Raw genomic sequence first — 12,647 nt, 5'->3', positions numbered from 1 at the left:
CGTCACCCCGGGATCAGCCGCATGAGAAGGCTCAGCGCCAGGCCCTGTGCGGCGGCGTAGAACAGGAACCGCCCGACCACGTCCATGGTCACGTTCGTCGGCGTGGTCAGCAGCCCGCGGCCGCTGCGCAACCCGAGATAGAGCGCCATGACGATGCCGACCGCGGCCAGGCATCCCTGATAGGCGAGCATTGCGAAAACGGTAGCCCCTTGCCCGCTGGCCGCCGGAGCAAGGCCCGCCGCCTGCCACCCCGACACGTCGAGATAGAGTGCACCCGTCGTCACGAGCGCGCTGGCGGCCGCGGTCAGCCAGGGCCCCTGCCCCGGGAACACGCCCGCTTCGTGGCGGGCCAGCAGGCGGCGAGCCGCCCAGGCCAGCGCCATCGCGGCAACCAGCAACCCCGCAACCAGCAATGTCTGGTGCAGCGGCGGCGCGTCGATCCAGACCTCCGGGTGAATGCCGTAGAGGTAGAGATAGCTGAAACCGCCCATCACCGCGATCATGCCCATGACCACGATCAGGGTGTTCAGCGCCCACCAGCCGTGGCTGTGCGGGCCGGTAATGGCGATCGGCACGATGATCCCCGCGCCGATGTCTGCGCTCTTCTGCCCGATCGGCCGGTCGGTTTCCCACAGCCAGCGCAGCACGCAGACCGTCGCCACCACCCCGCTGAACCAGGCGAAGGCATAGGCCTGCACGGTCAGCGACAGGAAGAAGAATGCCGTGAACGCAGCCGCCCCGACCGGCCAGGGCGAAGGCCCGGGCATGAGCTGGAGGTATTGCGGCTCGGCATTGACCGGCGAGGTGATGATCGTTTCGCGCAGGCCGGTAACGCTGTTGGGCAGAAAATATCTGCCCGCGGCCACGTCGTCGCAGATCGCCGGATCGTCCCACAGCGGCTCGCGGCTTTTCACGAGGGGAATCGAGCGGGTCGAATACATCCCCGTCGGCAGCCATTCCAGCGTCCCGCCGCCGTAGACATTGCCCGCGTCGTGATCGGTCGTGAAGCGGAAATTGCGCGCCAGGTCGAACAGGAACAGCAGGACCCCGGCGGCGATCGTGAAGGCGCCGAGCGTCGAAACCAGGTTCAGCAGGTCCAGCCCGCGGTCGGGCAGATAAGTATAGACGCGGCGGGGCATGCCCATGAACCCGGTCAGGTGCATCGGCAGGAAAGTGATATGGAGGCCGGTGAACATCAGCCAGAAGACCCATCGCCCCAGCCGCTCGCTGAGCGGATTGCGGCTGGTCATCCCGTTCCAGTGATAGAACGCGGCGAACATCGGGAAGACCATGCCGCCCAGCAGCACATAATGGAGGTGTGCGACAATGAAGTAGGTATCGTGGACCTGCCAGTCGAACGGCACCATGCCGACCATCACCCCGGTCAGCCCGCCCATCACGAAAATGAGGATGGAGCCGACCACGAACAGCGCGGGAACCGACCAGCGTATCCTGCCCGCTGCAAGCGTGGCGATCCAGCAGAACACCTGAATTCCGGCGGGCAGGCTGACGGCCATGCTCGCCGCGCTGAAATAGCCGGCCGACACGCGCGGCATGTCGGTCGTGAACATATGGTGCGCCCAGACGCCGAAGCTGATGAACCCGGTCGCCACCAGCGCCAGGACGTTGAGGCGATAGCCGACCAGCGGGGTCCGCGCGACGGTGGCCACCATCATGCTCATCAACCCGGCGGCGGGCAGGAAGATGATGTAGACTTCCGGGTGGCCGAAGAACCAGAACAGGTGCGGCCACAACAGCGGATCGCCGCCGCGCGTCGGATCGAAGAACGGCCAGTTGAAGGCCCGCTCCAGCTCCAGCAGCAGCGTGCCCAGGATCACGCTGGGGAAAGCGATCACGATCATCACGGCGAACACCAGCATCGCCCAGGCGAACATCGGCATCCGGTCCAGCGTCATGCCCGGCGCGCGCGTGCGCAGGACGCCGACGATGATCTCGATCGCGCCGGCGATCGCGCTGATTTCGATAAAGCCGATCCCCAGCAGCCAGAAATCGGTGTTGATCCCGGGGCTGTAGGCGATCGAGGTCAGCGGCGGATACATGAACCACCCGCCATCGGGTGCAAGGCCGACGAAGAGCGAGGCGAAGAAGCACAAGCCGCCGACGAAATAGGCCCAGAAGGCATAGGCCGAAAGGCGCGGGAACGGCAGGTCGCGCGCGGCCAGCATCTGCGGCAGCAGCATGATGCCGATCGCTTCCACCATCGGCACCGCGAACAGGAACATCATCACCGTGCCGTGCATGGTGAAGAACTGGTTGTAGGTTTCCTGCGGCAGAAATTCCTGCAGCGGCGCGGCCAGCTGCACCCGCATACCCAGCGCAAGAATCCCCGCCAGCAGGAAAAACAGAAACGCCGTCGCGACGTAGAAAAACCCGATGTAATTGTTATTGACGACCGTCAGCAGGCCCCAGCCCTTCGGATTGTCCCAGATCCGCTCCAGCTCCTCCACTTCGCCTTCGGGGCGTGGACGATGGGTGGGAAACAGCCGATAGAGATCGTGGTCGAAGCCGGTTTCGGACTTCATTTCTGCTGCTCGAGCCAGATTGCGATAGCCTCCAGCTCGTCGGCCGAAAGCATGTCGTAGCTGGGCATGCGATTGCCCGGCTTGATCGACTGGCTGTCGCCGATCCAGCCGATCATCGTGCCGCGGTTGTTGGGCAGGATACCGGCGCCCAGCGTCTCGCGGCTGCCCACATGGGTCAGGTCCGGGCCTGCCAGGCCGGTGGCCTCGGTTCCCGCAACGCGGTGGCAGGCCGCGCAGCCGCTGTCCATGAACAGCCGGCGACCCGCGCTGGCGCCGGGCAGAGCCGGGGCCGCCTGCCGCCGCGCCCGGCCGGCAAGCCAGGTGCGGTATTCGCCCTCCTCGTGCGCGATCGCGACGAAGCCCATCAGCGCGTGCGGGCCGCCGCAATATTCGGCGCACACGCCGCCGAAGCGGCCGGCCCGGTCGGCCTGCACCCTGAGCAGCGTCGTGCGCCCGGGGATCATGTCCTTCTTGCCCGAAAGGTGGGGGACCCAGAAACTGTGGATCACGTCGGCCGATTGCAGCTCGATCACCACCGGCTTGCCCACCGGCAGGTGCAGCTCGTTCGCGTCGGCCACCACGACATTGCCTTCGCGATCAAGATATTCGACGCGGAACCACCACATCTCCCCCGTCACGCGCACGCGCATCTCATCGCCCGTTATGTCCTCGGTCAGCGCGGCGGTGAGCGTCAGGCCCCAGATCAGCAACGCGGTCAGAACCACGGCCGGGAAAGCCACGCCGCCGATCCACACGGTCTTTTCGCCGCCCAGCTTCCGCTTCAGCGAAGCGGGGCCGCGCAGCGCGATCCACAGCGCGGCGACGACGATCGCGGTCACCGCCAGCCCCATCGCGAGCAGGACCCAGGCCAGCGTGGTCACGCTGGAGGCATAGGGCCCGGCCGGATCGAACACCGGCGGCGGCCATCCCCAGAGCGCCTCAATCACCGTCGAGCCCGTAGAGATAAGCCGCCACGGCGTGGGCTTCCTCGGCCGAAATCGGCATGGGCGGCATTGTCGATCCAAGCTTTGCCGACGGCGCGTCGCGCACGAAGCGGGCGAGATTGGCCGGCGTGTTGGGCAGCGCGCCCGCGATCGGGCCGATATCGTCGAATCCCGCGAGAGACGGGCCGGTGCGCCCTTCGGGCCAGTCGATTCCGGGAATTTCGTGGCAAGCGGCGCACCCCGCCCGCTCGATCACCTTGCGCCCGTGTTCGCGCACGGAGGAATCGAAAGTATAGCGCGATCCCGGCGGCTGCTTGCACGCGGCCAGGGTGACTGCGCAGGCGAGTGCCGCGGCGTGTCCCAATACCCGTTCGACAGTTCTCATGCCACGCCGCCCCGCATGCCAATGGGAACCGCGCGGCCCGGCGCATGTTCCCGGATGGCATGGTTTTCGCCGTCAACAGCGCCCTCGCCAGAGTGATCGTCATCGCGGCGGCGGCGGGGATTGCGGCCTGCGACAACGTCGCGCCGCAACCCAGCGCGTTCGAGGCCAGCGGCGAACTTCTGTCGCTGAGCGGGGGTGCGGCCGGCCCGGCGGGGGCCTGCGTCACCTGCCACGGCCTCGACGGCGCAGGCGACGGCACGCTCGTTCCGCGGCTCGCGGGGCTCGACGCGGGCTATATCGTGCGCCAGCTCGAATTCTACGACAGCGGGCAGCGGCGCGACCCGCACATGCAATGGATCGCCGGGAGGCTCGATAACAGGGCCCGGGTATTGCTGGGCGAATATTACGCCGCCCTCCCCGTCCCGCCGCAGGAGGAAGGGGACAGTGCGGAGCCCCCGCCCCGCAGCTGCACGCCGGACATCGTCGCGCTCTATCACCGGGGCGATCCCGATCGCGGCCTGCCCTCGTGCGCCAGTTGCCACGGCGACGACGGGCGCGGCGTCGGCCACGGCAATCCGCCGCTTGCCGGCCAGCCCGCCCGCTACCTCGAACGCCAGCTGCGCCTGTGGCGTACAGGCAAGCGTTACGGCGACCCGCTGGGCGCGATGATCCGTATCAGCCATCGTCTGCACGAGCGCGAGCTGGCGCCTCTTTCGGACTATAGCGCGGCCCTGACGGATGGCCGTAATCGTCGGGGACTTCCGGCAACATGCCCTCGAACACGTCGTCCCGATCCCAGAAATGGTGCTTGATCGCCGCCGCCGCGTGCGCCGGAACGAGCAGGGTGAGCGCGACGATGCCGACGACATGCACGTCCTCCGCCATGTCGAGCAGCCGATATTGCCATTCGACGTCGAGCGTCTGGAACGGCATGGCGGGGACGGGAACAATTCCCGCAAGATAGAGCGGGCGGGCGGGCTGAATCGCCGACCACATGATCCATCCCGAAATCGGGACAATCACGAACAGGGCGTAGAATGCGGCATGAATGGCATGGGCCGCATCGGCGCGCCAGCCCGGCTGGTCCGCGTCGTTGATCGGCCCGGGCACCATCAGCCGCCAGGTCAGGCGCAAGACGCCGAACAGCAGCAGCGTCAGGCCGATCTGGCTGTGATCGGCATAGGCCTCCAGCTTGTCCGCGCCGGCCAGGTTGCGCTGCATCATCCAGCCGGTGAACAGCTGGTAGAGCACGACGCCGGCCATGAGCCAGTGGAACGCCACCCCGACGGGCGTATATTTGCCCCGGCTGCGGTACCGGTCCGCCCAGTCGCGCAGGGCGCGGATCATCGGGCCGGTTCTGCCGCGAACGAGCGGTAGAGGATCGCCAGGGCGCAAAGCAGGTAGATCGCCGATGCCGGCGCCCACATGACGATGCCGGCGATCTGCTGGTCCTCCATCGGCGAAAGCCCCCAGGGCTGTGTCGTCAGCCAGTGCGGTGCATAATAGGCGCGACCCGCGAATGTGAGGATCGCGCCGAGAAGGCCCATCTGCACCATTGTCGCGAGCAACGAGAGGACGGCGGCGCCCGCCTCGGCACGAAGCACTTTCGCCCACCAGAGCGCGGCGCTAAGCGTAATCGAAAGCTGCATCGCCCAGAACACCGCATCGCTGGAGAGCGCGGCGGAATAGGCCGCCGGCAGATGCCAGGCCCAGAAGACGAGCGCCTGGATCGCGGTCCATGCGGCCAGCGATCCGGGCACGCGGCGGATATCGAACGCGGCCACCAGCAGCGGCGCCAGCAGGGTCGCCAGCAGAACGTGATGCACCACGCGCGCGGTGAAGAGGGCCGAACTCAGGGCGCAGAGCGGCGTGACGAACAGCAGCAGCATGACGGCCAGCGCCGCGGCTGCCGGCTTGCGGGTCGCCCGGTCGCGGCCGTTGCGACGCCACCATACGACGCCGGCCAGGCCGATCGCGGCGAACAGCACGGGATCGGGGTTCCAGCTTGCCCACCATGCGTCGGGCACCGGCGCAACGCCGCAATAGGGATGCCACGCGGGAGGAGACACAGCCATCGCAGGGGTGAACGCACGGCCGGCAAAGAGGGTCCGAACGAATTTCCGGCCCCGCCGGCCGGGCACGTCGGCCGGGCAAGCGAAGGGCGGCCGGGTGGTGGACCCGGCCGCCCCGATAGGCCCGTGTCTATCCGCGCGCTCAGTCGTCGGTGGCGGCGACCGAACCCGCGCCCTGCGCGATCACCAGCGCATCGGCACCGGCGGCGAGGTTGCCGGCGGGAATCGCGAGATCGCGGCCCCGCGTCTCGACGATCACCTGCTCGACCCGGCCGCGCGAATCGCTCACCACCTGGCTCACCGTGCCGACTGTCGCACCGTCCGGCGCGACGACCGGCATCCCGGGCGCGACCGCGAAGGCGCCTTCGCCCGCGGCGGCCGCGCTGCCGGCGGCTGCGAACACGCCGCCAAGGCCGTTCGCCGAACCCTCGCCCGCGGCGGAACCGCTGCCGCTGGCCGACCCGGCCGCGCTGGCAGCGCCCATGGCCTGGCCCGCGACGCCGGTTGCGCTATCGCGCGCCCCGGTCGCGGCGGGCACGGCGACATTGCGGACGGCGGCGACACCGCCGCGCACCTGCTGGACGCCTTCACCGGCAACGGCGCCCACGGCGTCCGTGCCGACGAGCTGCGCTTCCGCGCGGCCCGAGCCCGACGCGGCGGCATTGCCCGAGGCCGAGCCGCGGGTGGAACCCAGCGGCGTTTCGAGCAAATCGCTCGTCGCCGCGGTGACATCGGTATCGATCGAACGATCGGCCGAAACCCGGCCCGAACGGCGATCGACCCTCTGGCTGCCGCGCGTGCGGGCTTCGCCGCGGGCCTCTCCGCGCGCTTCGCCGCGCACGGTGGAGCGCAGGGTTTCGCCGGGCAGGCTGCGAACCGTGTCGAGCGGGGAACCGATGGAGCCGGTCACCTGGCCGATACCGCTGCCCGAAAGCAGCTGGGCCTGCGCCTGGGGCACGGCCATGAACGAGAGAGCCGAAGCGGCAAGAAGAAGCTTTTTCATGATGACTTCCTTTCCTTTCGGCGGGCACCGGAATGACAGGTGGCACCCGCTTCGAAAGGAAAACGAACCGGCCCGATGCTTTAATCCGCCGGCGGCGAAAAAAGCGGCTCAGTATCCGCGGCACCCGGCGCACAGGAGGCCGCGGCCGAACGTGTCGTCGCGCCCCTTGCGCCCGAGATCGATCGCCTCCTCGTCGAGCACGGCGCGCCAGTTCGGGCCCGCTGGCAGAGCGCGCGCGACGCGCGCGGCGGCCAGCGGGGTGGCGAAGGAGGTTCCGCGCAGGCGGACACGCTTGCCCTTCGCGTTCAGCCCGAAAACGTCCGCCCCGGGGGCGGCATAGTCGAGATCGCGCGCGCGCCCCGCCTCGATCAATGCGCGGCGCCGACGGTCGACCGCGGTGACGGAGACGACCCCGTCGTAGCTTGCGGGATAGGCCAGCGGCGCGGCCGGTCCGCCGTTTCCGACCGCGGCCACGACCACCACGCCTTTCGCCCGCGCAGCGTCGACCGCACGCCGGAGCACGGGATTGTTCGGTCCGACCAGGCTGACGACGACCACCCGGCTGCCCTGCCCGGTCAGCCACCCCAGGCCGCGGGCGATCGCGAGCGCGTTCCCCCCGGCCTTGTCGGTGCCGTAGACGTCGGCCACATGGATCGGCCCGGCCCCGGCGGAAGCGAGCAGCGAGGCGACCGCGCTGCCGTGGTTGCTGGCGATCGGCGCGCCTTCCGCGAAGCCGCGGACGGCGGCAACCGGCACGGCCTTGCCCGGGGCGCCGTCGATCACGCCCACCGGCACGCCCGCGCCCTGCCCGCCGGCGGCGGCAGCCGCGCGGCTGGCCATCGGGAGCGGCGGGGGCGTCGCGGCGCCCGACTGGAAATAGAGCGTATCGGCCGAAACGGTAGCATCGGGCAGCAGCCGCGCAAGATCGCGCTCTGCCTCCGCCAGGTCGCTCTTCGCGGGCGTGCCGAGCCGGGCGAAAGGAATGCCCAGCCCGCCGATCTCGCCCGTTTCGACGACGCGGTATCCGGCGGCCCGGGCGCGGTCGAGCATCGCGCGGTCGGCGTCGAGCACCAGCAGTTCGCCGCGCCGCGCGGGATCGCCGTTGGCGTCGCGCTCCACCAGATCATCGTGACGGCGCACGAACCGGTCGATATCCCGCAGCCGGTCCTGCGCCAGGCGTGTGGCAAGCCGGGTCGTGCGATCCAGCCGCGCATCGATCTCGTCCGTCAGGGGGCCGACCACATCGCCCACGCGCGGAACCTGCACCCCCGGCAGCGCGATCTGCGCCGCGAGCGGACCCGCGAGCAGAAAAAGCGCGGCCGAGATGAGGAAAATTCTGAGCATCGGCTGTGAATTATCTCCTGAATCGGATTAAGCATGGATGAAACGGATCGCTTCGCACGTTTAATCCACGGAAGGCAGAGACACTGAGCGCATCGTTCGACAAGGACTTGCTGGCCCTGCTACCCCGGTTGCGCCGCTTCGCGACCGGGCTGGCCGGCACCCCCGCGGACGGTGACGATCTCTGTCAGATGACGCTCGAGCGCGCTTTGGCGAACCGGCAGAAATGGCGGGAGGGCACACGGCTCGACAGTTGGGTGTATCGCATCATGCGCAATATCTGGATCGACGAAGGCCGGGCCGCCACGCGACACAGGCAGACGTTCGTGGCGGACGAAGCCGGCCTGGCGGTCGGCGCCGACGGTGCCCAGGAATCGACGGTCGAGCTGTCGATGGTGGATCGCGCGATGCAGTCGCTTCCGCCCGATCAGCGCGAAGCCGTGCTGCTGGTGATGGTCGAAGGCTATGCCTACAAGGAAGCGGCCGAGATCGTCGGCTGCCCGGTGGGGACGCTGAATTCGCGCCTGGTTCGCGGGCGCGACGCGCTGCTCGAACTGCTGGGAGAGGCATCATGACCATCGCGCGCGAGGAACTGGCCGCTTTCGCGGACGGCGAAATGCCGGAAGCGCGCGCCGCCGAAGTCGCCGCGGCGGTGGAGACGGATCCGGCACTGGCCCGCGAGGTCGAGGCGCACCGCGCGCTCAGGGCCCGGCTTTCCGGCCATTTCGCGCCAATGCTCGACGAACCGGTGCCCGATCGGCTGGCGGCAATGCTGCAGGCCGGCGAAGCGCCGCCGCAGGCCGAAGTCGCCGATCTGGCGGCAGCGCGCGAGCGGCGCCGCGAACGGCGCGCGGTCCCCCGCTGGGGCTGGGTCGTCGGCCCTGCGCTCGCCGCCTCTCTCGCGCTGGTCGTGTTCCTCCCCCGCGGGGAGGAGGACCCCGCCTATGCCGGGGCCTCGCTCGCCGCGGCGCTGGACAGCACGCTGGTCGCCGAACAGGCACCGGACGCCGATACGCGCATCCTCCTGAGCTTCCGCGACGCGCAGGGCGAATTCTGCCGCGCCTTCAGCCGAACGCAGGGCAGCGGAATCGCCTGCCGGGACGAACAGGGCTGGCGGATCGAAGCGCAGGGCGAGGGATCGGCCGGCGCGCAGAGCGAATATCGCATGGCCGGCGCCGACGAGGCTTCCATACTGGCGCGCGCGCAGGAAATGGCGCAAGGCCCGGCCCTCGATGCCGAAGCGGAAGCCGCGGCACGCGCGGCCGGCTGGCGCTGATTGCACCTCTCCGCCGGTGGCTCGACCGGGCGTTCGCGTGCAGTTTCGGACAAGAAAAAGGCGATTGTGCCGCCAAAAAAAGGGGGAAGGGCCGGGGGGGACGGCCCTTCCCCGCAGCGCACGGAGCGCTGCAAAGGCAGCGGTGTTATCGGTCGATATAGACGTTGCCCTGGCGATAGCCGCGCTTGGCCATGTCGTGGATATAATCCTCGCGCTCGTGCTTCAGTTCGCGGGCATATTCTTCCCAGGCGTCGCGCCGGTCCTCCAGATCGCTCGCCCGGCGCAGGTCGCTCGCCAGTTCCTCCTGCGCCTCGGTGATGTCGATGCGGTAATCGAACCAGAGGCCGTTTTCGATGCCGGCGATCGGGCTGGTCAGAATCCGCGCTTCTTCGGCGCGCGCGAGCCGTTCCTCGGCGAGCGCCGGGATGGCGGCGGTGGCCGCACCGGCGGCGCCGAGCGCGAGCAGCGGGAGAAGAAACTTGATATTCATGAAAGGCATCTCCTTGGTGCGCGGACCGCTTCGCGCGGCCGCTCGCCGGAGAAACGAATGGCCCGCGCCGTTTAATCCATCCTCGGCGGCAAATTTGCATGTGCGCCCGGCCCGGCCGAAGCGCGCCGCCAGGTGTCGAGATGGCGCAGCTTGTCCGGGTTGCGCATGACGTAGATCGCCGCGATCCGCCCGTCGTCAATCTCGAAGGCGGTCGTCTGAAGCTCGCCGTCGCTCTCGCGCGTGACGAAACCGGGCAATCCGTTGATCACCGCGGTTTCGAGCAGTTGCGACGGGTGCTTGGCGAAAATGATCGCCAGCGCCTTGTGCAATTGCAGAACCTGTTGCCGCCCGATCACCGGCACGATCGCGGCCGGGCGTTTCCCGCCACCGTCGGAATGCACGGTGACATCGCTGGCGAGCAAGGCGCCGAGCGCTGCGATATCCCCACTGCGCGAAGCGGCGAAAAACTCCTCCGCGATGGCCAGCCCCTTGCTGCGGTCGACCGCGAAGCGAGGGCGCGCCTCGCGGACATGGGCACGAGCGCGCGCGGCAAGCTGCCGGCAGGCCGCCGCATCGCGCTCCAGAACCGCGGCAATCGCCTGGTAGCTTTCGCCGAAGACGTCGTGCAGCAGGAACGCCGCCCGTTCGAGCGGCGACAGACGCTCCAGAGCCAGCATGAGCGGCAGGGTGACGTCCTCCGGCTCGTCCGGCTCGATCACCGGATCGGGAAGCCACGGCCCGACATAGGTTTCCCGCCGGCGCCGCGCGGACTTGAGCTGGTCGAGGCAGAGCCGGGTAACGATGCGGCGCAGGAACGCCTCGGGCCGCTGCACCGGCGCGCGGTCGGTGTCGAGCCAGCGTATGAAGCATTCCTGCACCACGTCCTCGGCATCGGCAACCGAGCCGAGCATCCGGTAGGCCACGCGCAGCAGCATGGGACGGTGCGGCTGAAATACCGCAGCCGCGTCCACCGGATCCCCGGCCCCGGTGTCCGCGCCAGTGGCCGCCCCGGCCTCCGCCCCAGAGCCCTCCAGGTCCGTCACACCAGCGCCCTGGCCTCTTCCGGCTCGATCCACAAGCTGAACCCGACCGCGAGCCGGTTCCAGCCGTTGATCACATTGATCATCAAGGTCAGCTTCACCTGCTCCTCTTCCGTGAACTGGGCCTGAAGCGCCGCGTAGGCCGCGGCATGTTCGTGCCCCTGGGACAGGCGCGTGAGCGCATCGGTCCAGGCCAGGGCGGCGCGTTCGCGCTCGGTATAGCACGGCGCTTCGCGCCAGGCGGCAAGAAGATAGAGGCGCTGTTCGCTCTCGCCTTTCGCGCGCGCCTCGATCGTGTGCATGTTGATGCAGTTGGCGCAGCCGTTGATCTGCGAGGCGCGAATCTTGACCAGTTCGATCAGGCTCGGCTCCAGGCTTTCCGCAATCGCGACGGAGGCCGTCGTCCAGGTCTTCATCAGTTGCGGCGCGGCGGCATAGGGGTTCAGTTTCACGGTCGTCATCCAAGGATCTCCTTTGCGCGTATCGCTTGCATGACGAGGCTCGGGCACGCGGTGTGACATCGCGGCCCGATTTTTTTCGAACGCATCGGCCCCGCCCGCGGCCGGCGATCGGCACATCGGGGGAGACCGCAGGCGGCCTCCCCCTCTCGCTGTCAGAACCGCACGCCGAGGCCGAGCAGGACCTGATGCCGATCCGTGCTCATGTCGAAGGCAACTTCGTCTTCCTCGTCGAGCAGATACGAGCCTTCGCCGAAGTCGGTATAGGTATATTCCAGCTTCGCGTAGACGCTCGACGAAATGCCGACCTCGACGCCCGCGCCGGCGTGATACCCGTCGCGCGTGTCGGAAAATCGCGCGACTTCGCCCGGCTCCTCGTCGTCGTTGTCGGTCACGTCGGGATCGTAGCTCGCCTTGAACTTGCCGTTCGAATACCCGCCCTTGGCATAGATCAGCGAGTTCTCGCCGATCGGCACGCCGGCGCGCAGGCCGACGGTGAACGTGCGATCGAGTTCGCCGCAGGCCAGATCGTCCTCGACCAGTTCGGAACACATCGAATTGCTCGAGAAATCGGCACCCGCATAGGCGCCGACGACAAAACTGCGCCCGATCTGGGCGTCGTAACCGATTTCCGCGCCGTAGGACGGGCGGTCGTCGTCCGCCGAAGCCAGGAGGAACTCGTCGCCCTCCTCGTCTTCGTCGTCGTCGGGGTTGGGAATGGCCGCGTCGACGCTTCCCGTTTCCCAGCCGACACGCCCTTCGACCCGGAAACCCGATACGTCCTGCGCATATGCGGAAGTGCTTGCGAGGGCGAGTCCAGCAGCACCGATCAATACGATGACCTTCATTCTTCTTCCTTTCCAGACATGGCGAGGCACGGAAGCCCGAACGCGAGAAGCCGCCCCTCCGCTGGCGTGCCCGCGCCGTGATGTCGAACCCGAACCTCGCCCCTTGGACGGAGACCTCGCCCCTTCGCCTTGGCCGGCGCGAAATTTTTTCGCTGTGGCGCGGATCGGCAAGACGTTCTCGTTCGACTTGCGGCGGGGCGATTTCCCGATCCGGCCGACCGGCAAGCGGCTCGTCATCCTGTCGGCA

General features: G+C 68.5%; 13 protein-coding genes and 1 pseudogene. 3 read left to right on the top strand and 11 right to left on the bottom strand.

Going from position 1 to position 12,647, the window contains the following annotated elements; all coding sequences use genetic code 11:
• Window positions 1-2: 2 nt before the first annotated feature.
• The 3 genes from V5F89_RS07905 to V5F89_RS07895 are packed head-to-tail and all read right to left on the bottom strand — an operon-like array spanning window position 3 to window position 3,872.
• Window positions 3-2,543 (bottom strand): cbb3-type cytochrome c oxidase subunit I, encoded by a 2,541-nt coding sequence (locus V5F89_RS07905; RefSeq protein WP_338445113.1) that lies wholly within the window; start codon window positions 2,541-2,543, stop codon window positions 3-5.
• Window positions 2,540-3,490, bottom strand: coding sequence for a cytochrome c oxidase subunit II (locus V5F89_RS07900; RefSeq protein ID WP_338445112.1), 951 nt, complete (start codon window positions 3,488-3,490; stop codon window positions 2,540-2,542). The genes V5F89_RS07905 and V5F89_RS07900 overlap by 4 nt, the downstream gene beginning before the upstream one ends.
• Window positions 3,483-3,872, bottom strand: coding sequence for a c-type cytochrome (locus V5F89_RS07895; protein WP_338445111.1), 390 nt, complete (start codon window positions 3,870-3,872; stop codon window positions 3,483-3,485). Before V5F89_RS07895 ends, V5F89_RS07900 begins: the two co-directional genes overlap by 8 nt.
• Window positions 3,873-3,916: 44 nt before the next feature.
• On the opposite strand from V5F89_RS07895, the pseudogene V5F89_RS07890 reads away from it, so the two are divergent.
• Window positions 3,917-4,501 (top strand): annotated as a pseudogene (locus V5F89_RS07890) (c-type cytochrome); the annotation flags it as partial.
• A gap of 46 nt (window positions 4,502-4,547) precedes the next feature.
• On the opposite strand, the gene V5F89_RS07885 reads toward V5F89_RS07890, so the two are convergent.
• The 4 genes from V5F89_RS07885 to V5F89_RS07870 all read right to left on the bottom strand — a co-directional run bounded on the left by V5F89_RS07885 (window position 4,548) and on the right by V5F89_RS07870 (window position 8,291).
• Complete coding sequence (locus V5F89_RS07885) at window positions 4,548-5,219, bottom strand: cytochrome b (protein WP_338445110.1); 672 nt, start codon at window positions 5,217-5,219, stop codon at window positions 4,548-4,550.
• The gene (locus V5F89_RS07880) at window positions 5,216-5,947 is read right to left on the bottom strand and encodes a cytochrome c oxidase assembly protein (RefSeq protein ID WP_338445109.1); all 732 of its coding nucleotides are present in this window, start codon (window positions 5,945-5,947) and stop codon (window positions 5,216-5,218) included. The genes V5F89_RS07885 and V5F89_RS07880 overlap by 4 nt, the downstream gene beginning before the upstream one ends.
• A 139-nt stretch (window positions 5,948-6,086) precedes the next feature.
• Window positions 6,087-6,947 carry a PRC-barrel domain-containing protein gene (locus tag V5F89_RS07875; RefSeq protein WP_338445108.1) on the bottom strand — a complete coding sequence of 287 codons (861 nt, stop codon included), beginning with the start codon at window positions 6,945-6,947 and terminating at the stop codon, window positions 6,087-6,089.
• A 108-nt stretch (window positions 6,948-7,055) separates the two neighbouring features.
• Window positions 7,056-8,291 (bottom strand): S8 family serine peptidase, encoded by a 1,236-nt coding sequence (locus tag V5F89_RS07870; RefSeq protein WP_338445107.1) that lies wholly within the window; start codon window positions 8,289-8,291, stop codon window positions 7,056-7,058.
• An 83-nt stretch (window positions 8,292-8,374) separates the two neighbouring features.
• On the opposite strand from V5F89_RS07870, the gene V5F89_RS07865 reads away from it, so the two are divergent.
• Together V5F89_RS07865 and V5F89_RS07860 are read left to right on the top strand one after the other, a co-directional pair.
• On the top strand, window positions 8,375-8,863 hold the full coding sequence (locus V5F89_RS07865; RefSeq protein WP_338447540.1) for an RNA polymerase sigma factor: 489 nt from the start codon (window positions 8,375-8,377) through the stop codon (window positions 8,861-8,863).
• The gene (locus V5F89_RS07860; RefSeq protein WP_338445106.1) at window positions 8,860-9,564 is read left to right on the top strand and encodes a hypothetical protein; all 705 of its coding nucleotides are present in this window, start codon (window positions 8,860-8,862) and stop codon (window positions 9,562-9,564) included. Before V5F89_RS07865 ends, V5F89_RS07860 begins: the two co-directional genes overlap by 4 nt.
• Before the next feature lie 145 nt (window positions 9,565-9,709).
• On the opposite strand, the gene V5F89_RS07855 is transcribed toward V5F89_RS07860, so the two are convergent.
• The 4 genes from V5F89_RS07855 to V5F89_RS07840 all read right to left on the bottom strand — a co-directional run bounded on the left by V5F89_RS07855 (window position 9,710) and on the right by V5F89_RS07840 (window position 12,400).
• Window positions 9,710-10,054 (bottom strand): hypothetical protein, encoded by a 345-nt coding sequence (locus V5F89_RS07855; protein WP_338445105.1) that lies wholly within the window; start codon window positions 10,052-10,054, stop codon window positions 9,710-9,712.
• Between the two features lie 71 nt (window positions 10,055-10,125).
• The gene (locus tag V5F89_RS07850; protein WP_338447539.1) at window positions 10,126-11,025 is read right to left on the bottom strand and encodes a sigma-70 family RNA polymerase sigma factor; all 900 of its coding nucleotides are present in this window, start codon (window positions 11,023-11,025) and stop codon (window positions 10,126-10,128) included.
• Window positions 11,026-11,093: 68 nt separating this feature from the next.
• On the bottom strand, window positions 11,094-11,555 hold the full coding sequence (locus V5F89_RS07845) for a carboxymuconolactone decarboxylase family protein (protein ID WP_338445104.1): 462 nt from the start codon (window positions 11,553-11,555) through the stop codon (window positions 11,094-11,096).
• Between the two features lie 152 nt (window positions 11,556-11,707).
• Entirely contained in the window at window positions 11,708-12,400 is a 693-nt protein-coding gene (locus V5F89_RS07840) for an outer membrane protein (RefSeq protein WP_338445103.1), read from the bottom strand.
• Between the last annotated feature and the right edge of the window lie 247 nt (window positions 12,401-12,647).

It is taken from the genome of Pelagerythrobacter marensis (genome assembly GCF_036700095.1).
Classification (GTDB): domain Bacteria; phylum Pseudomonadota; class Alphaproteobacteria; order Sphingomonadales; family Sphingomonadaceae; genus Pelagerythrobacter; species Pelagerythrobacter marensis_A.
Note: the sequence above shows the minus strand (reverse complement) of the source record. Positions and strands in the feature narration are given on the sequence as shown.